The organism is Sorangium sp. So ce726 (assembly GCF_051521405.1).
In the GTDB taxonomy this organism is placed as follows: domain Bacteria; phylum Myxococcota_A; class Polyangia; order Polyangiales; family Polyangiaceae; genus Sorangium.
Genome location: NZ_CP150349.1, coordinates 553,274 through 571,982 on the forward strand (window position 1 = coordinate 553,274; position 18,709 = coordinate 571,982).

15 protein-coding genes are annotated in these 18,709 nt (G+C 71.4%); 1 reads left to right on the top strand and 14 read right to left on the bottom strand.

The genetic code is table 11. From position 1 onward, the window contains the following. Positions 1-98 precede the first annotated feature (98 nt). The 6 genes from thiL to WME79_RS02055 form a co-directional block, all read right to left on the bottom strand. Positions 99-1,088: a thiamine-phosphate kinase gene (gene thiL / locus WME79_RS02030; protein WP_437531299.1), complete on the bottom strand. Its 990-nt coding sequence runs from the start codon at positions 1,086-1,088 to the stop codon at positions 99-101. Further along, positions 1,085-2,692: a sensor histidine kinase gene (locus tag WME79_RS02035; RefSeq protein ID WP_437531300.1), complete on the bottom strand. Its 1,608-nt coding sequence runs from the start codon at positions 2,690-2,692 to the stop codon at positions 1,085-1,087. Before WME79_RS02035 ends, thiL begins: the two co-directional genes overlap by 4 nt. Beyond that, on the bottom strand, positions 2,689-3,417 hold the full coding sequence (locus tag WME79_RS02040; protein ID WP_012233021.1) for a GTP-binding protein: 729 nt from the start codon (positions 3,415-3,417) through the stop codon (positions 2,689-2,691). The genes WME79_RS02035 and WME79_RS02040 overlap by 4 nt, the downstream gene beginning before the upstream one ends. Positions 3,418-3,525: 108 nt before the next feature. Further along, positions 3,526-5,343: a dynamin family protein gene (locus WME79_RS02045; RefSeq protein WP_437531301.1), complete on the bottom strand. Its 1,818-nt coding sequence runs from the start codon at positions 5,341-5,343 to the stop codon at positions 3,526-3,528. Between the two features lie 44 nt (positions 5,344-5,387). Continuing rightward, positions 5,388-6,281 carry a M48 family metallopeptidase gene (locus tag WME79_RS02050; protein ID WP_272097504.1) on the bottom strand — a complete coding sequence of 298 codons (894 nt, stop codon included), beginning with the start codon at positions 6,279-6,281 and terminating at the stop codon, positions 5,388-5,390. Between the two features lie 205 nt (positions 6,282-6,486). Then, complete coding sequence (locus WME79_RS02055) at positions 6,487-7,518, bottom strand: homoserine kinase (protein ID WP_437531302.1); 1,032 nt, start codon at positions 7,516-7,518, stop codon at positions 6,487-6,489. Between the two features lie 219 nt (positions 7,519-7,737). Between WME79_RS02055 and hflX the strand changes: the two genes are divergently transcribed. Continuing rightward, positions 7,738-9,606 carry a GTPase HflX gene (gene hflX, locus WME79_RS02060; protein ID WP_437531303.1) on the top strand — a complete coding sequence of 623 codons (1,869 nt, stop codon included), beginning with the start codon at positions 7,738-7,740 and terminating at the stop codon, positions 9,604-9,606. A gap of 45 nt (positions 9,607-9,651) precedes the next feature. On the opposite strand, the gene WME79_RS02065 is transcribed toward hflX, so the two are convergent. The 8 genes from WME79_RS02065 to WME79_RS02100 form a co-directional block, all read right to left on the bottom strand. Continuing rightward, the gene (locus tag WME79_RS02065) at positions 9,652-10,602 is read right to left on the bottom strand and encodes a hypothetical protein (RefSeq protein WP_437531304.1); all 951 of its coding nucleotides are present in this window, start codon (positions 10,600-10,602) and stop codon (positions 9,652-9,654) included. A 10-nt stretch (positions 10,603-10,612) separates the two neighbouring features. Then, the gene (locus WME79_RS02070) at positions 10,613-11,896 is read right to left on the bottom strand and encodes a PEGA domain-containing protein (protein WP_437531305.1); all 1,284 of its coding nucleotides are present in this window, start codon (positions 11,894-11,896) and stop codon (positions 10,613-10,615) included. 155 nt (positions 11,897-12,051) lie between these two features. Continuing rightward, positions 12,052-12,660: a precorrin-2 dehydrogenase/sirohydrochlorin ferrochelatase family protein gene (locus tag WME79_RS02075; protein ID WP_437531306.1), complete on the bottom strand. Its 609-nt coding sequence runs from the start codon at positions 12,658-12,660 to the stop codon at positions 12,052-12,054. 106 nt (positions 12,661-12,766) lie between these two features. Further along, entirely contained in the window at positions 12,767-13,534 is a 768-nt protein-coding gene (locus WME79_RS02080) for a hypothetical protein (protein ID WP_437531307.1), read from the bottom strand. 122 nt (positions 13,535-13,656) lie between these two features. Beyond that, positions 13,657-15,276 carry a BamA/TamA family outer membrane protein gene (locus tag WME79_RS02085; protein ID WP_437531308.1) on the bottom strand — a complete coding sequence of 540 codons (1,620 nt, stop codon included), beginning with the start codon at positions 15,274-15,276 and terminating at the stop codon, positions 13,657-13,659. Between the two features lie 51 nt (positions 15,277-15,327). After that, the gene (locus tag WME79_RS02090) at positions 15,328-16,248 is read right to left on the bottom strand and encodes a hypothetical protein (protein ID WP_437531309.1); all 921 of its coding nucleotides are present in this window, start codon (positions 16,246-16,248) and stop codon (positions 15,328-15,330) included. Positions 16,249-16,498: 250 nt separating this feature from the next. Further along, entirely contained in the window at positions 16,499-17,188 is a 690-nt protein-coding gene (gene hisIE, locus WME79_RS02095; RefSeq protein WP_437531310.1) for a bifunctional phosphoribosyl-AMP cyclohydrolase/phosphoribosyl-ATP diphosphatase HisIE, read from the bottom strand. A gap of 3 nt (positions 17,189-17,191) precedes the next feature. Beyond that, a complete protein-coding gene (locus tag WME79_RS02100) occupies positions 17,192-18,664 on the bottom strand; it encodes a prolipoprotein diacylglyceryl transferase (protein WP_437531311.1) in 1,473 nt (490 codons plus the stop codon). Positions 18,665-18,709 lie beyond the last annotated feature (45 nt).

An 18,709-nucleotide genomic window follows, 5' to 3' on the forward strand; every position in this document is an offset into this window, starting at 1 on the left:
TGCACCAGGCTGCGTGGCCTCGACCTGGGGGGAGCGGAGCTTCGTGCACTGCTGGTGGATGCCAGGAGCGGGACTCCACCCGGAGCCCGGTCAGCACGTCACGCGAAGTGGTCGTATCCCCGCACCTCGACGCTCGTCGCGTGCCCGTCCGGCCCGAGCAGCGCCACGTCGCTCGCGCCCTCCTCGCGCGGCGCGCAGCGGCCGATCGCCACGAAGCCGGCGAGCTCGCCGACATCGGGGCCCGCGACCACGACCGCGTAGTCCTCGCCGCCGTAGAGCGCGAGATCCAGGGCGTCCACGCCGAGCAGCGCGGCGGCGTCGCGGAGGTCGGCGCTCACGAGCGCCGCAGGATCGAGCAGAGCGCGCACGCCGCTCGCGCGCGCGAGGTGCGCCACGTCCGCGACGAGGCCGTCGGAGACGTCGATCGCTGCGCGGGCGCGCGCCGCCGCGCGGAAGCCCGCGTCGATGCGCGCCACCGGGCGGCGGAACGCACGGATCGCCTGCTCGGCCGCGGCGCTGGCCGGCGGGATGCCGCGATCGAGCAGCGCAAAGCCGGCCGCGGCGAGGCCGATCGGACCGGCCAGCGCGAGCGCGTCGCCGGGCCGCGCGCCGTCGCGCCTGAGCGGCGCGGCCGCGACGCCGAGCGCCGTCGTGGTGATCGAGATCTCGCCGCCCCGCGAGAGATTCCCGCCGATGACCGCCGTGCCGATCTCGTCGCACGCGGCGCGCTGACCCCTCGCCAGCGCGCCGAGCTCGTCGTCGCTCACGCTCGGGGGAAGCACCAGCGCGGCCAGCAGGCCGACCGGGCGCGCCCCCATCGCCGCGAGATCGCTCGCCGCGGCCATCGTCGCGCGGTAGCCGAGATCCTCGAAGCCCAGGAGATCGCGCCGGAAATGGACGCCCTCGACGGCGCTGTCGACCGTCCAGACGAGCGGCTCCGGGGCGCCTGGATGGGCCCCGTCCCGCGGGGCCACGGGCGCGAGGATCGCAGCGTCATCGCCGATGCCGCACAGAACATGATCGCCCGCAGCGCCTCCGAGCACGGCGCGCAGCATGTCGATGCGCTTCCACTCGGAGCGCTCGCTCATTGGAAGATGGGCGGCAGGACGCTGTTCGCCGGCGAGCCAGCGACCGTGGGCAGCTTGACCACGAACACGGTGCCGCGTGGCTCGTTCGGCTCGATGCGGACCGTGCCGCTGTGCGCCTCGACCAGGCGCTTGACGATCGAGAGACCCAGCCCCGTGCCGCCGTGCTCCCGGGTCGAGCTCTGATCGATCTGGTAGAACGGGTCGAATACCTTCAGCCGCTCGCCGGCAGGGATGCCGATGCCCGTGTCCACGACGCGGATCTCGACCGCCTGCTGAAGGGGCGCGACGAGCACCAGCCCGGGGAGGTCCTCCATGTCCTCGCTCACGGCGCGCGCGACGAGCAGCACCTCGCCCCCCGCCTCCGTGAACTTCACCGCGTTCTCGACGAGGTTGATGAACACCTGCCGCAACCGGTCGCCGTCCCCCAGCACCGGCGGGAGATCGTCCTCGGCCTGGATCCGGAGCTCGACGCCCTTCTTCGAGGCGGCAGGCGCGATGGTCGACGCCGCCTCGACGAGCACCGGGCCGACGGCCACCTCGGTGCGATGCACGATCAACGTGCCGCTCTCCAGCTTCGAGAGGTCCAGGAGGCTCATGATGAGCCCGAGCAGCTGCTCGCTCTTCGACCGGATCGTATCGATGAACTCACGCTGCTCATCGGTCAGAGGCCCGCCGATGCCCTCGGCGAGCATCTCGCTGTACCCCATGATCGACGTGAGCGGCGTCCGGAGCTCGTGCGACACCGTGGCCAGGAAGTTCGACTTGAGCCGGTCGAGCTCCTTCAGCCGCTCGTACGCCTGCTCCAGCTCGGCGTTCTTCTGCGACAGCTCACGGAAGCTCTCGCGGATCGACGCGACGTGCATCGTCGAGGTGAGGAGCGATTTGTGCCCGCTGAACAGGATCAGATCGAGGACCGAGCGGAGGTGGTCCGCGATCGCGCCGAGCCGCTCCGGCCGGAGCCGCGGCATCCGCAGCCGCCCCTCCGCCGCAGGCGCGAGATCGAGCTGGGACGCCGCCTCGATCTGCGCGGCAGGGGGCTCGTCGAGGCCGTCGGGGAGGTAGGGGCCCAGGATCGACCGGCCGATCGCACGCCCGTCGTACTCGATCGGGAACACCTGGTAGAGCGCGCCCTCGAAGCGGGGATCCGCGACCTCGCTGCCGGCCGACGCGCCTTGCTTTGCCGTCCGATCCGCCGGCGCGACGCTGGCCCGCCGGCCTTCCTGATCGCCGCCGGTCAGGCTGCTGAGCGGCGGGAGCGGCGCGAGCGCGCCCGACTCCGCGAGCGTGGCGCCGTTGATCGATTGGATCCGGATCGGCAGGCCGAACAGCTTGTGAAATGACGCCGCCATCTCCCCGAGGGCCTGGCGATCCACGAGATCCTCGAGCGAGAGCGGGCCGATGCCGACCAGGTCGACCATCGGCGCCGCCGCGGGGGGAGGCAGCGTCGAGGGCTCATGCGCGCTGGGCGCGCCGTCGCGCTTCGAGGAGCTGGGCCCGTCCGCGACGCGCGCCGACGGCATCGGCGCGGAGCCCGGCATGCTGAGGAGATCCTCGTCGTCGAGGCCGAAATCCGCCGGCGTCCCCTTGTGGGCGTCGGGCCTCATGGAACGATCCGGGAGCTCTTCTCGAGGCTGCCGCCCATTCGTCTCGCCAGGAGGTCGTTCACCGAGCTCGTCACCCCGAGCTGGCGCGCCGCGCTGTTCAGGAGCTCCTCGCCGCTGATCGACAGCCGCTTCGAGAGCTGGTGCGTCTGATCGAGCGTCTCCCACGTGAGGTGGAGCAGGCCCATGAGCGTCTCCACCGTGCCCACGCCGCGGGTCGCGACGGCCTTGTACACCGGCTCCTTGCCCCGCGCGGCGAGCCGCGCCAGCTCCTCGTCGCTCCGGATGTCGGGCAGGTCGCGCTTGTTGAACTGGATGACGAGCGGCATCCTCGCGAGATCGAGGCCGTTCTCTCGCAGGTTCTGGCGGAGGTCGAAGAACGCCTCGGCGTTGCGCTGCGTCTCGGAGATCTGCGAGTCGGCGATCAGCGCGACCCCGTCCGCGCCCTGGAGCACGAGCCGCCGCGTGGCGGCGTGCATCGGCTGGCCGGGCACGGTGAACAGCTTGATGCGGAGCGAGACGTCGCCGTCCTTCGCGCGGAAGGTGAGCGGCAGGAGATCGAAGAACAGCGTGCGATCGTCCTGCGTCTCGAGCGTCATCAGCCGTCCACGAGCGTCGGACCCGGCGAGGCCATGCAGCGAGACGAGGTTCGTCGTCTTGCCGCTGAGCGCCGGGCCGTAATAGACGAGCTTGATCGTCACTTCACGGGCTGCGAAGTCGAGCTGCACGGCCGCATTCTCGCATGAGCGCCCGACGGTTGGATATGGTCACGGCGCATGGCGGAGGAGGCCGGGCTGGGCCGGATCTCCTCCCTTGTCAGGAGGCATGCGCCCCGCTCAGGCCGAGCCGCCGGGCGCGTTGGGCACGCTGGACACGGGCGGAGGGATCGGCCTGCTCTCACCGTTTTCGACGGTCCAGAGCGCGCTCCGCAGCCCCTCCAGGCGCGACGTCAGCGCCTGGAGCGCCTCGGCCTGGGCGTCGCACGCCTTCAGCTGGCTCTCGCTGTTCGGCTCGGCCTGGACCCGCTCCTCGCGCGCCGCCTTGAGGACCTCGATGACCTCCCGGTGCAGCTCCTGGCCGGCCGTGACCACCCATGCGTCGAGCCGGCTCGCGAACTCCTGGATCATCTCATCGAGCTTCGGCCCGATCCGGGTGGCGGCCTCGCGCAGCGCGATCGGCGCCATCTCCTTCGCCTTCTTGCGGGTCTCGGCCTCGACCTTCTCCTTCACGTACACGGCCAGGACAGGCGCCGCGAGCGCCAGGATCCCGCCGAGCAGGGCGTTCGTGAACATCACGCCGAGGCCGATGGTGAAGAGCGCGAAGACGCCGACATCGTAGCCGAACGTGTCGACCTCGACGTTCGGCGTCTTCACGTCGCCGCCGAGCGCCTCGCTGACCCGCTTCGCCACGTCGTGCGCGTCCTCGCGCACGAGCGCGATCGTCTTCTCGGCGAGCGCCTCGAGCGCCGTGGCGATCTCCTTCGTCTCGGCCTGCGCCCACTCGGCGAACGTGCGCTCCAGGAACGCCCCGAGGTAGACCTTGATCTCGTCGGTGTGGGCCTCGTCGATGATCGCCGGGAGCTGCCGGAGCACATCGTCGACGAAGCGATCCAGGTCGCGGTGCACCCACGCCCGGATCGCGCTCACCTCCTCGCGAATGCCGGCGCGCCGCTCCTCGATGGTGCGCGACTGGCCGGCCAGATCCTTCTCGATCATCTCGATGCGGCGGCTGAGCTCCTCGCGCGACATCGCGGTCGCCCGCCGCCGCGCGTCCACGCCCTTGCCGAGCAGGCGCGCGGACTCGAGGCCCTCGCCGAGCGCGTTGTCGAGCAGGATGCGCCCGCGCTCCTCGGCGAGGAACCGGGTCAAGTGATCGAGCAGCTCCGGCATCCCGCTGCCGGGCCGATCACCCTCCAGCGCCCGCTCGCTCGAGATCGGGAAGACCACGGGCGATTTGACGAGCTTCCCGAGCTCGCTCCGGATGTAGGCGAGCGCCTCGACCTCCTCGTCCTGGCTCCAGATGTCGCGCTTCGTCACGACGAACAGGATCTTGTCGCGCGACTGGCCGAGCAGCTTCTCCTGGAGGAAGACCCGCTCGCTCTCCTTGAGCGGCTGGCCGGCGTCGATGAGGAACAGCACGGCGTCCGACCGCGGGATGTAGCTGTAGGTGATGTCCGCCCGCTGGAGCGAGAGGTCGTTCACCCCGGGGGTGTCGACGAGGACCACGCGCTCGCGCAGGAGCTCGGCCGGGTACCCCACCTCGAGGAACTTCACCTCGCCGGCGCTCGACGAGCGCTCTCCGCCGACGGTGAAGGCCCGCACGTCCTCGAACGGCAGGCCGGTGCGCTCGCCCGACGCGTAGACCACCTCGGCGCGCGGATCGGCCGCGTACTCGAGGTGGTGGATCACCGCCGTCGTCGGCGTCACGCCGACGGGGAGGATCGAGGCGCCGAGCAGGGCGTTCACGAACGTCGTCTTGCCGTGGTTGAACTCGCCGACCACGACGAGGTGGAACCGATCGGCGTCGAGCTTCTTCACGAGATCGTTCGTGATGCGCGTCGCGACGCTCTTGGCGCCGAGGGACTCGGCGAACGTCACGAGATCCCTGAGCGCCCCGGTCACGTCGTCTTTGCGGCTGTGGAAGGATTCGAGCATGTGCGTCTACCTCGGCCTTGCGCCTTGCCAGGAGCAGGAGCCCCTCAGCCCCAGATCTTGATAACTTCGTGCACCTTCTCGTCGACCTCCTCCATGGAGAGGCCGCTCGCGCCGAGCCCGGCGTGGCGCTTGTAGAGCTCGCTCTCGGCGAAGGCCCGGAGCGCGAGGACGCGCTTCGGCAGCCACGGGTGGCTGGCCGTGAACTCGGCGAACCTGCCGACGCCGCCCTTGCCCTCCTCGTGCTGGGCGATGAACGCCTCGAGGTTGAGCTCCTCGTACAGCTTGGTCGAGCCGAGCGCGAGCTTGGTGAGCGCGCGCGTCGAGACATCGAGGCTCTTCGCGCAGAGCAGGCCGGCGCGGTCGCAGGTGACCTCGGCCCGGCGCGACCAGCCGGAGAGCGCGAGCATCGCCGGGCCGACGATCCACTTCACGAAGACCGACGCCATCCGCGTCAGGTAGTGCATGGCGGTCAGGTAGACCACGTGGCTGTTGTGGATGTGGCCGCACTCATGGCCGATGACGCTGAGCAGCTCGTCGTCGGTGAAATGATCGACGAGCGCCGAGTGCACCATGATGAACGAGTCGTCGTTCGTCCCGTAGGTGGCCGCGTTGAGGGTGGGGCTGTTGACGATGTAGATCGTCGGGGTCGCGATCCCGAGCGTCTCGGCGCAGTGGACCGCGAGCTTGTGGACGCGCGGGAACTGAGCGGGGCCGACCTTGACGGCGTGGCCGAGCAGCTCGTTCTTGCCGACCGTCTTGAACAGCCTGACCGCGGCGGTCACGGCGAGCTCGACCGGACGCATCTTCTCGAAGGCGAGCCGCGTGTTCTTGTCGGACACGTAGGCATACGCGTTGCCCGCGCCGTCCCCGCCGCCCGCGCGCTGGCCCTTCCGTCTCTCGATGAAGCCCTTGAAATCGAGCGTTCCGACCTGTGCCATTCGGCGAAGGTAACGGTCAGGCCGGGACCGCGCAACGCCGCCATCGTCAGGCGCAGCGAAGTTAACGCAAAATCACAGACGACCTCCGCTCACATCTGAATCAGACGGCAAGTAGACGCTGATCAGACGGCACTCAGACAGCAATCAGACAGCGGAAGACATCTGGCGCGGGCTCGATGTGGACCGGGCGCGATTCCGACGCGGGTCAGACGCCGAGCAGCGCGAGGAGCCCTTCCGGGCCGAGGCGCTCGAGCGTCCGCTGCCGCGCAAGGAAGCGCCGGAAGTCCTTGTAGACACCGCTGCCCTTCGGGCGGAGCTCGAAATCGGTGATGCGCGTGATGGAGAACCTCAGCGCCGCGATCACGCTCTCGTGGAACAAACGGTCGCGCTCCTCGGTTGAGAGCGGCCGCACCGCCGTGTAGCCGGCGGCGAGGGCGGACACGAGAGCCGGGTCGAGATCGTCGCCGAAGCACCACGCGAGCATCGTGACGGCGAGGTCGAACGCGGCGCTCCCGCGCGAGGCGCTCTCGAAATCGAGCAGCGCCGAGATCTCGCCGGCCTCCCAGAGCACGTTGTCGCGGAAGAGGTCGCCATGGATCAGCGTCTGGGGGCCGGGGGTCCGCGGCGCCGCGGCGCGGATCCGTTCGAGCCGGCCGGTGAGCTCGTCGACGGCGGCGGCCACGTCGGGCGGGAGAGCCGGGGCGGGAGCCGTCGACTTCGCGCCCGCGGCGGGCGCAGGGGAACGGAGCCCCTGGAGCCGCTGGTCGAGGCCGTCGAGGTCGAACCGGCTGGCGTTCGCCCCCTCGAACGAGGCGCCGACGAGGTGCACCCGCGCCAGGGCCGCGCCGACGCGGCGGGTCGCGTCCGGCGTGACGCGCGCCTGGCAGAGCGACGTGCCCGCGACCCACGGGAACAGCGCGACCGGCTTTCCAGCGTGCTCCGCGACGAACGCGGCGCCCTCCGACCCGATCGCGGCGTCGCGGCGCCGGAGCGGCTGCGGGGTGGCGACGCCCCCGGCCGCGAGGTGCTCGAGCATGCGCGCTTCGCGTGACGCCGCCCCGAGCTGCTGCTCCTCGTAGACCCGCAGGAACACCTGTCCGTGGCCGTCGGCGAGCGTCAGCGCGAAGTTGGAGTTGACGCTCCCGGCGAGGAGGCCGCGCACGTCGGCGATCTCCAGGCCGTAGAGCGCGCCGATGCGGCGGGCATCCGCGAGCGAGAGAGGGGTCAGGATAGCCATCGCGGCGCAGGGTAGCCTCGTCTCGCGCGCGACCTCTACAGGAACCTGGAGGAGCGCGCCGAGCGGGAGGCGAGGAGGGACGGGGAGCAACGGAAGGGGGACGAGCGATGAGAAAATGCGCGCTCCGCACGAAGATCCGCGGTGCCCCTGGTCGCGGACCGGCCCTGCGTGCGTTATGAAATCGAGGGAGCGGGAGCGACATCCCCCTTCGACTATCGAATGCCCACCCTCTACGGAAACACCACCGGACTCAGCCCCCAGGCCACCAAGACCCTCGAGCGCATCTACCGCCGCAAGGTACCGCTCGCCAGCATCGCCACGCCCGAGCTCATCAAGGCGCTCGCCGAGGCGTCGCATGAGACGGGGCGCCAGGTCGGCGCGCTGGTCCACCGCTCGGGCGAGATCGACTACGTCATCGTCGGCGACGCGACCCGGCTGATGCTGCCGGACATCGGGCGCCTCCGCGCCGCGCAGGGCCGCTTCAGGGCGCTCCGGCTCGTCCACACGCACCTCTTCAACGAGCCGCTCACCCGGGACGATCTCGTGGATCTCGTCCGTCTCCGGCTCGACCTGGTCGCGGCCGTGCAGCTCACCCCGCAGGGCGAGCCGCGGACACTCCAGTACGCGTACAACGTGCCGGTCCACGGGAAGGAAGCGGTCACGGTGACCGTGGACGAGGCCGAGGGACGCGGCGACAGCCGCGGGGAGGCGGCGCTGCCGTATCGGACCGTGGGCCCCGTCGCGATCGGCCGCGCCGACGTCGATTTCGGCGCGCTCATCCAGGCGCTCGAGGACGAGTTCACGAAGCGGTCGCGCACGCGGTCGGTCGCGGCGAAGGACGGCCGCGCGATCCTCGTCCACGTCGCCGAGAAATCCAAGGTGGGCGCGCTCGCCCGGGCCGAAGAGAGCCTGCGCGAGCTGACCGAGCTCGCCGGCACCGCGGGCGTCGACGTCGCGGACACGGTCCTCCAGCTGCGCGATCGGCTCGACCCGCGGCTCGTGCTCGGCAAGGGCAAGCTGGACGAGGTCGTGCTGCGCGCCTCGGAGCTCGACGCGGAGACGCTGGTCTTCGACCGGGATCTGACGCCCTCCCAGGCCTCGGCGATCGCGAAGCACACGGACCTCAAGGTGCTCGACCGGACGCAGCTCATCCTCGACATCTTTGCCCAGCGGGCCGAGTCGTCGGACGGCAAGCTCCAGGTCGAGCTGGCGCAGCTGAAGTACACGCTCCCTCGCCTCGGGCAGAAGGACGACTCCCTGTCCCGCCTGACGGGCGGCATCGGCGGGCGCGGTCCGGGCGAGACAAAGCTCGAGATCGGGCGCCGCCGCGCGAAGGAGCGCGTCAGCTTCCTGGAGGCGCAGCTGAAGCGGCTCTCCCGCCAGCGCGAGCAGCGCCGCCGACGCCGCGCCCGGCTCGGCGTGCCGGTGGTCTCGATCGTCGGCTACACGAACGCCGGCAAGAGCACGCTGCTGAACACGTTGACCGGCGCCGACGTGCTCGCCGAGAACAAGCTGTTCGCGACCCTCGACACCCGCTCGAGGCGGCTGCGCTTCCCCGAGGAGCGCGAGGTGGTGATCACCGACACCGTCGGCTTCATCCGGGAGCTACCGAAGGACCTGTTCTCCGCCTTCCGGGCGACGTTCGAGGAGGCCGCCGACGCCGACCTCCTGCTCCACGTCGTGGACGCGAGCGATCCCGCGCGCGACCAGCACATCGAGACGACCGAGGCGCTGCTGACCGAGCTCGATCTCATCGGCATCCCCCGCATCGTGGTGTTCAACAAGGCGGACCTGATCGCCCCGGCGGAGGGGCGGCGGCTGCTCCTCGGGCACCCGGATGCGGTGGTCCTGTCCGCCACGGACCGGGAGACGACGCGGGAGCTGCTCGCGAAGCTCGCGGAGCGGCTCAAGAGCCGCTGGGAAGAGGCCGCGATGGTGCCTGCCTACGAGGTGGAAGCCGCGGAGGGCGAGCTCGGGGACGGCGGGCTGTTCGAGGGGGAAGCCGAGTCGATGACGGTGCTGGGTCCGCCTTCGAGCTCCGGGGCAGGAGAGATCAGCTCGCGTGTGAGAGGGACGTTCGAGGCGTGAGCTCCGCCGGGCTCCCTGGGGAGCCCGGCGGAAGCCCGGGAGAGCTCAGGGCGTCTCCGGGATCTCGTCACACGTGAAGAGGGGGCTGGGGAGGCACTTGCCGCTCGCGCACTGGTCGTCCGTGGTGCACTCCTCGCCACCCACCAGCTTGCAAGCGCCCTTGCCATCGCACGCGTTGATGCCGCTGCAGTCCGCCTCGTCCTCGCTGCCGAGCGGGATGTTCGAGCACGTACCCTCCGACCCCGCTACGTTGCAGGCCATGCACGCCGTGTCGCAGGCGGCGTTGCAGCAGACGCCGTCAACGCAGAGCCCGGTGGCGCACTCGCTCGCTTCCGTGCACTCCACGCCGTTCGCGGGCTTGCACTCGCCCGCGGCGTCGCACGCCTGGCCCTCGTCGCAGCCCAGGTCCTCCGTGCCGGCCGCGGCCAGCACGCAGGCGCCGTCTGCGCACTCGTGGCACTTCGCGCAATGCGTGTCCTCCGTGCACTCGGTGAAGCAGGCGTCGGCCTCCGGATCGCAGGCGAACTCCTCGCACTCTTTCTCCTCGCCGGGCCCGCACTCCACGCTCTCACCGTCGCAGGTGCCGCGGCTCGTCTCGACGCCCTCGGAGCACGTCGCCTCGCCGCACTCCGTCTCGGCCTTCGACGGGCCGCACGTGCCGTCGTCGCCCGACGCCTTGAGCGCGGCGGTGCAGGCGTCGCACTCCGCGTCGCAGGCGGCGTCGCAGCAGACGTCGTCGGCGCAGAAGCCGCTCGTGCAGTCTGTGGCTGCGGTGCACGCCTTGGCGGTGTCGCACTTCGGGCAGATGGAGCCGCCGCAGTCGACATCGGTCTCTTCGTTGTTCTTCTTGCCGTCAGAACATCCGTCGTCGGGGACGTCCTCGTCCCCTGGGATGCGCGAGCGATCGACCGAGGCGATGAGCTCGCAGCCCATCCCGAGAGCCGAGAGCGCGCCAGCGCAGAGCGCCATCGCGAGAAGGTGCTGTTTCTTCCACATAGTAGTCCCCTTAGAAGGTAAACCGCGCGGCGGCGCCGCCGCCTGTCGGGCTGACGAACGGAGTGACGAACGCCTTCTTCGTCACGCTCGACGCTGCGGCCTTCGCCTGGGCCGGGTCGTCGCTGAGGAGCAGGACCGCGCCGGTGACCCCGAACGTGAGCGCCACCGCGAAGGACATGTCCGCGATGAGCGCGAAACGATCGACCTTGTCCGCGGTCTTGGTCGTCGGGGCGTCATCGAAGTCGCTCTTCGCGCCGAGCGCCTGGATGCCGAAGATCGTCCCGACCACCACACCGGCGCCGGCGAGCCCGAGGGTGACGTAGGCCGGCACCGGCGAGCGCGGCTCGATCGGCGCTGCCGGCGGCGGCGGCTGCGCGGGCGGCACCTCGGCGGGCGGCGGCGGGGTGGGGGGCTGGGCCGGCGTCGCAGCGACCGGCGCGGGCGCCTGCGGCGTCAGCGTGACGTTGACCTCGCGCGCCTCGGCGAAGGTGACGTCGAGCTCCTGGCTCGCGTCGGCGAACCCTTCGGCAGAGACGGTGAGGGTGTGCTTGCCGGGCGGGACCGAGAGCTCCTTGCCGGTCTGGGCCACACCGTCGACCGCGACCTTGAGGCCTGGCGGCGTCTCCGGGACGGTCGCGACCTTCACCTTCGCCGGCGTCTTCTTCAGGGCCTCGACGCGCGTCTGCCCCTCGGCGATCTTCTCCTTGAACTTCTCGGCGTCCGGCTTCGAATCGAGGAACGCCTGCCAGGCCGCGACGGCCTCGGTGACGAGGCCCTGCTTGTCGAGCGAGAGAGCGAGCTTGTACTTCGGTGCGGCGCCGGGCACGTACTCGTCCGCCTGGCGATACAGGTCGGCCGCGACGGTGTACTCGCCCTTGTCGAACCTGGCCTCGGCCTCCTTGTAGAGCTTCTTCGCCTCGTCCTTCTTCTGCTTCTCGGTCAGCGCCTTCTTCGGCTTGGTGGTGGTCACCTTCGTCGCGGGCTCACCGGCCTTCGCGGGAGCCGCCGTCGCGGGCGTACCCGCCTTCGCGGGAGCCGCGGCCGCGGGCGGCGTCGCGCCGGCTGCGGGAGGTGTCGCGCCTGCCGCAGGCGGCGTCGCAGCGGGGGTGGGCGCCTGCGCCGCGGATGCAGCTGGCTTCGCAGGAGCCGCCGCGGCGGCCGGCTTACCTGCCGGGGGCGCTGCCGGCTTGGCATCCGTCTGCGCAGATGCCGGACTGACGCTCGTCAGCGTCAGGAGCCCAGAGACCATCGCCGCCGAGGTCAACATCGTCAGCCGGCCCGATCGTGAACGCATACCGTAAGCCCTCCTCCGCGGATAGTGTCGCGTGGGCGCCCACTTAAGCCTTGAAGGCCGCTCTACACAAGGGGTTTCGCGTTCATCCGGGGGCGCGCGCCCTCTCGTTCGCGCCCCCGCCGCGCCCCCCCGCTCCGGCGCGGCCTCCTCGGACATCAAGGCTCGTCGCCTCGCTCCAGCCATGCAGGGAACCGGAGGCTCGCCTCCAGCCCGAAGCCCAGGGTCGCCTGGCGCATGCGCGCGGCCCGCTCGGGGCCCCGAGGGAGGCTCTCGCGGAGCCTCCGCAGCGCCTCGATGTAGCGGGCGAACCGAGGATCCGAGAAGAGGGCGCCCAGGTCCTCCCGGATGCGCCGTATCGTTCCAGGGCTGACGCCATGGCTGCTGAAGCTCATCGTCAGTCCGGAGGCAGAGACCACCGAAGGATTGGCGAAGTTCGACACCTCCGGGCGATCCAGCGTGCAGACGAGGCGCCCGGCGCCCGCGAGCTCTCGGTGGAGGCGCCGTGAGAGCGCCTCGTCGCCCGGCACGAGGAACACGATCGCCGCCCCGGCGAGGTCGCCCTCCACGAACGCTCGCCGGTGCAGATCGAGCCGCCCCTCCCGGCTGGCCCGCTCGATCGACCCGTCGACCTGCCCTGGCGCGACGACGGAGACGCGAGCGCCCGCCGAGAGGAGGCGCTCCACCGTGTACGGCGCCTCGCCGTCCGCGCCGATGACGAGGGCCCGCTGGCCGTTGAGATCGAGCGCGATGGGGAAGAGGCGCATGGGGGTGGAGCCGACACGAACGCGGGGGCCGGGCGGCGATTGTAGACCGACGCGCCGCCCGACGGGTGAGGGGCGTGACGGCGAGCGAGGGCGCGGCGCGCGCGGCTCAGCGGCCGGGAGACCTCTGGGGTTGGGGAGGGGGAGGCGGGCTGGGCGGTGGCACCGGGGGTAAAAAGGGCTGCGTGCGGAAGGCGAGCCTCCGGTCGGCACTGCCGATGCGCGTCACGAACAGGCCGACGAAGGAGCCGAACAGCGAGTCGCCGGGCCCGATCGCCGTCGAGCCGGGCGGCCGGGTCACCCACCGCTTGATGCGATCGAGCATCTCGGCGCTCATGGGGTTCACCTCGACCAGCACGGCGACGAAATAGCGGCTGCCGTCGCGGACGAGCGATCGCTCCACGAGCGGCATCCGCCGCGCTTCGGCGCAGTTGCGGAGCACGCCCTCGACGTTGATCGCGACCGTGCTCGACTGACCTCCGGCCTGGATCAGCTGGATCCGGAACACCTCATCCCAGAGGTCGTAGACGATCCGGCAGCTCTTGGCGGCGAGCGCGACAGGGTTGCCCCCGCTCTCGTGGAAGAGGTAGCCGCGCATCGTGATGACGGTGGGGAGCCCGCTGAGCAGCTTCTTCGAGATCTCGCTGTCGACGACGTCGCGGAAGCCCACGGTGAGCTGCACGATCGTCTTGTCGAGCGTCAAGCTCGCCACCCGGGTGGGCAGCGCGGCCGGCGCGCCGAGCGCCTGCTGCGCGTCCGCGTCAGCGATCTCCTTGGACCCCTGCCCCTCCTGGGCCATCGACCAGCTCGCTCGGAGGGCGAGCGTCGCGAGCAGCGCGATCCCGAGCCAGCGCGCCGCGCCGCGGCCGAGCGCCACGAGCGCTCGCCGCGCCTCTCGGAGGTGCCAGGCACGGCGGCTACCGCCCGCGCGCCGCGCATCGCGCGCCGCGCGCTTCGGTCCGCGATGTGCACGAGAGCAGATCGAGCAGATCGAGCAGATCATTTCCGCTCACCGCGCCGCGCCGGGATCAGCCCGAGCAGGTTCGAGAACGCGAGCGTCACCCCGCCGACCGCCGTGTCGACCCGCAGACCGAGGTTGTAGGTGATGTCCACGGGCACGCGGGCGAAGCCCTCGTATCCGGTCGGCGCATCGGTGAACTCGCGGCGCGTCGCGAGGCCGTACAGGCCCGCGGCGCCGAAGAGATCGACGCCGTAGATGGAGCCGCGGCCAGCGTAGACCGGGATCCGGTACTCCGCCTCGAGCTTCGCGGCGAAGTCCCCGTACCGGACCTCGATGATGTCCGTGCTGAGGAAGTTCGGCGGTTGCCTCCGATCGGGCGCGAGGTCGAGCAGCCGATCCGGCAGGAGGTCGGTGAGATCGCCGACGTAGAATTTCTCGAAGAAGGGCGCGTCCCCGGCTATCGCGCCGGCGAACGCCTCGACGCGGAGCACGTGCCGCAGCGGCAGGCGGAACCAGCGCTGCGCGCCGAACTCGAACTTCTGGTAGCCGTAATCGCTGCCGAATGGCGGTACGCCCACCGTGACCGAGACCGAGGCGAGCGTGCCCTGCGTCGCAAGGAAGGGCGCGTCGCGCGTGTCGTGATCGATCGCGGCGTGCAGCGACGAGAGCACCGTCTTGCCGCCCAGGATGTCGAATTCGATGGGCTCGCGGCTGTTGCCGCGCATGTGCGAGGCGACCGTGGGCACGGTCGCGTCGATCTGCTCCAGGTGGTAGTCGAGCGACAGCCGCGAGGAGGAGGAGACGTCGTGGCCTGTGCCGAGCGTCGCGCCGAACCGCTTGTAGGCGACGACGGCGTAGCCCGTGACCTCGCGCTGCTCGAGCAACGGGGACTCGAAGACGACGTCCCGGTTGCCGAAGAAGTCACGGGCGTCGTTGTAGAGCACCGTCACCGTGGCCGACCAGCGGGTCCCCACGAACGCGGGGTCGACGAAGCGGGTCCTCAGCGCGAGCTGGTCCGCCGCGAGCCCGACGCCGGCGCCGAGCGTGATCCCTGTCCCGGCGAGGTTGGTCTCGGCGACCTGCACGCCAGTGAACGCGGAGAGCGGCCTCGCGTTGCCCGCGGTGTCCTCGTCCGCCGCGATGCCGAGCCAGAGGTCCTGCACGACGAACGTGTTGCGCTCGACGACGTCGATCACGAGCGTCGCGCTCCCGCGCTCGGCCCCCTTGCGGAGCGAGAACCCGACCGAGGCGAAGAACCCGGTCCCGAGGAGGCGGTAGCGCGTGAGCTCGATCTCCGGATCCTCGACGTCGAGCAGGTCCCCCGCGCGGAACCTGACGTAGCGGAGGATCACGCGCGCGGCGGTCCGCACGTTGCCTCGGATCTCGATGCCGTCGAGGGTGTACCGGACGCGATGTCTCTCCTGGAGCGCCGCGCCGGGCGACAGCGCTGCCGCGTGGGCGGGCGCGGAAGCGTGCGGCGCTCGCTCCTGCGCCGTCGCCACTGCGCCGGCCGCGGCCCCCGCGCCTTGCCCGAGCGCGCGCCTCGGGCACGTCCCCAGGAGCAACACGCACCAGAGCGCGAGGTGGGCGCGGCCGAGCGCAGGGGGCAGGGGGCAGGCCCGGGAGCGTGAAGAGCTCCGGAATCGAGGTGGATTCACGGGATTCCTGCAACGCCGCCGAAGCCTCCCGAGGCGTCGGCGACGCGCCCTTCAGCAGCGCACCCTAGCACGATCGATCGCCTCGCCGGAGGAATCGCTCGCGTCGAGATCGACCTCCGCCGCGGCGTCCTCGGCGACGGCGTCAGAGGCGACAGGGGGCGACGGCGCCTCGCGGCGGATCTGCGCCGCAGCGGTCACGCGCTGTGGCCAACGTGCATCGCGCGGCGTCGGGGCGGGCTCGGTGTGCTCTGCCAGCACGAGCAGGTCCAGCCGGGCCGGCGTCGGCTCGATCAGGTGATCTGCCGCGGCGAGCAGCAGCGCCTGGACCTCGGTCCGGACGCTGGCCTCGCGCGCCCAGCGCGCGCCGACGCTCGCGGCGATGGCGCGGGCGAGGAGGAGCTCCGCGCGGCCGCGCACGTCCGCGGGGATCCAGTCAGCGATGAGCGGATCCGCGAGCATGGATAACGTCTTGCGCAGCGCGGTGATGCGGCGAGGGCCGAACCTATCCGGCGCGCGCTCCGCGTGGCGCGCGAGGCGCCCTGCCCTGCGGAGCGCGCGCCTCGCCGCCCTGCCGACCACCGCGCCGTGCACGGTGAGCCGTTCGCGCGGCGCATCGATGGCATGCAGCACCGCGGCCAGCGAGACCCCGCCCGCGATCACGAGCGCGACCGTCACCGCCGTGGCCTCGAGGCCGTGCAGCTTCCAGCCGCCGGTCGCCGCGACGAAGGCGCAGGCAGACGCCAGCAAGAGCCCCAGGGAGCCCAGCGCGCCTGCGGTGTGCGGGCGGCCGCGCCAGGAGCCGCCTTCGCCGGGGAGGGTCCGCGCGTAGCGGTCCGGCGCGATGAGCCGTCCTCCGCTGGGAATGAGGCCCACCATGGCCCGCCGCGCCGCGCGCCCGAGGCCGACCTCCAGCGGGCCGAGCTCGATGCCGGGCGGCTCACGGAACGGGCTCACCCATCCAGAATAGCCCATCCGCCGCCCTCACGGAGGGCGGGGCCCGGCGCGCAGCTGCGGCGGCGAAGCCTCGCCGCCTGCAGCCTCGCTCTCGCGGGCGCCGCCGCCATCGGGGTGATCCTGATCGGTAGCCCCGGCTGCGGTGACAGGACTTCGTCCGTCTACAACGGGCTCTGTGGTTGCTGGCAGCGCAGCGCCGCGGACAGCGCAGCGCGGTCGATCTCGAAGCGCGCGCCGCCGCCACATCGAGGCAGCGGCGCGCGGCGCATCACGGCTTTCCCGCGCTGTCCTTCTGTGCCCGCGATGCCTTCTCGACGAGGCCGCTCGTGCCCATGCGTGACGCGAGCGCCGAGAGCACCGCGCGCAGCGGGACGCCGCGCGACGCGAGGCCGACCAGCAGGTGGTAGATGACGTCCGCCGCTTCGGACGCGACGCGCTCGTCGCTCTCCCCGGCGATCGCCTGGGCCAGCTCGCCGGCCTCCTCGCGGAGCTTTGCGCCGATGAGCGGCGCGCCTCCGTCGAGCAGCTTCCGGGTGTAGCTCTTCGTCGCCGACGACGTCTTGCGCGTCTCGATCTCGCGCTCGAGGGCCTCGATCAGCGCAGACGCGTCCTGCCCCTCGTCGGCGGCCTCGGGCTCCTCGTCGCCGCGGGCATCGACCTGCCGGAAGAAGCAGCTCGCGCTCCCCGTGTGGCACGTCGGGCCGCGGGGCTCCGCAAGGATCAGGAGCGCATCCCCGTCGCAGTCGGCGTGGACGCTCGTCACCGCGAGCGTGTTGCCGCTCGTCGCCCCCTTCTCCCAGAGCTCGCCGCGCGATCGGCTGAAGAACGTGGCGCGCCCCGTCTCGAGCGTCCTGGCGAGCGACTCCCGCGTCATGTACGCGAGCATCCGGACCTGCCCGGTCAGCCGATCCTGCACGACGGCCGGTACGAGCTTGCCCTCTCCGAATGCGATCTTCACGGTCTATGCCTCTCCGGTGGTGTCGGGCGCCTCGGCGGCGCCCTGTTCGCGGGCTGTCGCCCGGCCTTCGTCCTTTGCGCTGCCTCGCCTGGCCCGCGACGGCGCGTCGCCGGCCTTCGACGGCGCGCTCCGCTTCTTTCTCGGCGTCTCGTCCTCGTCCTGGTCCTCGTCGTCCTGGTCCTCGTCGTCGTCGCCATCTGCTTGCCTGTCGGCAGCCGCGGCGGGGCTCTCCGGGAGGCTGAGCGCCATCGCCTGCTCCGGGTGGTCCAGGGCGGCCTTGTGATAGACCGCGAACGCGATCGACGCGGCGAGCCCGGTCGCCAGCGCGACGGCCTGGGAGGTCGAGTACTGGAGGGTTGCGGAGGCGGCGAACGTCTCGGGCCTGAGGGCCAGGTACAGGGCGACCGCGGGGACGAAGGACAGCACCTGCGTCGCCTTGCGCACCACGTTGTCGCGGAGGAGGTGGGAGAACCCGATCGTGTACCCCACGGCGAAGATCACGAGGCCGGCTGGGAGCAACACGTGCTCCGGGAGCGACGGCGGGATCGAGCCGCGCTCCGCGTCGTCGCGGAGGAGCTCGAGCAGGTAGCGGCAGACGCCGTAGGAGAACGTGAAGATGAGGAAGATCTCGCCACGGAACTTCTGCCGGCGGCGCGCGAGGAGCAGGAGCGCGAGCAGCCCTGCGCCGACGAGCGACTCGTAGATCTGCGTCGGGTGCACGGCGAGCGACGCCTCGGCGGTCGGATCCAGCCCGCGCTCCTTGACGTGCTGCACCCACGCCGGGGACCCGCTGCCGTGGTCCAGCGTGCCCTCGGCCCAGCGCGGGAACGTGCCGAGCTTCTTCAGCCAGGCGGGCGCCGTCTCGCCGAGCGGCCGGCCGAAATCGCAGCCGAAGAGGTAACACCCGATGCGCGTGATCATCAGGCCCGAGGCGAGGCTCGGGACGGCGACGTCGGCCCAGGGGAGCAGCGGGATGCGATGGGAGCGCAGGAACAGGTACGAGCCCAGGAAGCCGCCCAGGAAGCCGCCGTACGCCACCAGCCCGCCGCGGCGGATGTCGAACATCGCGCCGAACGAGTCGAACTCGTCGAGGTTCGTGAGGATGTAGAGAACGCGCGACCCGACGACCGCGGCGATGGCGGTGACGACGTAGCAGTTGGCCATCGTCTCCTTCGGCAGGCCGTCGCGCTCCGCGAGCCCGAGCGTCAGGTACCAGCCGACCACGAGCGAGAGCCCGAGCATGACACCGTAGCTGTAGATGGGCAGCGGACCCAGGGTGTAGGTCTGCTCCTTGACCTGGGAGGCGATCGCGGCGAGCGCGACGCCTGCGATGCCCGCGGCCGTCGCGCCTGGCTTGTTCTTCGCGAGGAGCAGCCCGATCGCGCCCGCGAAAGCGATGCCCGCAGCGATCAGGAAGACCCAGAGCAGGGGCACGGTCCAGGCGGGCAGCGGGACGCGGAACAGGATGGGATGCATGGCGCCTCTCCTTACGCCTGGGCTTGGGGACCATCAAGCATCGTC

Excerpts from the sequence above, each read along its gene's own strand:
- thiL (WP_437531299.1), bottom strand. The coding sequence starts at position 1,088 with ATGAGCGAGCGCTCCGAGTGGAAGCGCATCGACATGCTGCGCGCCGTG.
- WME79_RS02065 (WP_437531304.1), bottom strand. The coding sequence starts at position 10,602 with ATGTGGAAGAAACAGCACCTTCTCGCGATGGCGCTCTGCGCTGGCGCG.
- WME79_RS02075 (WP_437531306.1), bottom strand. The coding sequence starts at position 12,660 with ATGCGCCTCTTCCCCATCGCGCTCGATCTCAACGGCCAGCGGGCCCTC.
- WME79_RS02090 (WP_437531309.1), bottom strand. The coding sequence starts at position 16,248 with ATGGGCTATTCTGGATGGGTGAGCCCGTTCCGTGAGCCGCCCGGCATC.
- WME79_RS02045 (WP_437531301.1), bottom strand. The coding sequence starts at position 5,343 with ATGCTCGAATCCTTCCACAGCCGCAAAGACGACGTGACCGGGGCGCTC.
- WME79_RS02070 (WP_437531305.1), bottom strand. The coding sequence starts at position 11,896 with ATGCGTTCACGATCGGGCCGGCTGACGATGTTGACCTCGGCGGCGATG.
- WME79_RS02035 (WP_437531300.1), bottom strand. The coding sequence starts at position 2,692 with ATGAGGCCCGACGCCCACAAGGGGACGCCGGCGGATTTCGGCCTCGAC.
- hflX (WP_437531303.1), top strand. The coding sequence starts at position 7,738 with ATGCCCACCCTCTACGGAAACACCACCGGACTCAGCCCCCAGGCCACC.
- WME79_RS02050 (WP_272097504.1), bottom strand. The coding sequence starts at position 6,281 with ATGGCACAGGTCGGAACGCTCGATTTCAAGGGCTTCATCGAGAGACGG.
- WME79_RS02055 (WP_437531302.1), bottom strand. The coding sequence starts at position 7,518 with ATGGCTATCCTGACCCCTCTCTCGCTCGCGGATGCCCGCCGCATCGGC.
- WME79_RS02100 (WP_437531311.1), bottom strand. The coding sequence starts at position 18,664 with ATGCATCCCATCCTGTTCCGCGTCCCGCTGCCCGCCTGGACCGTGCCC.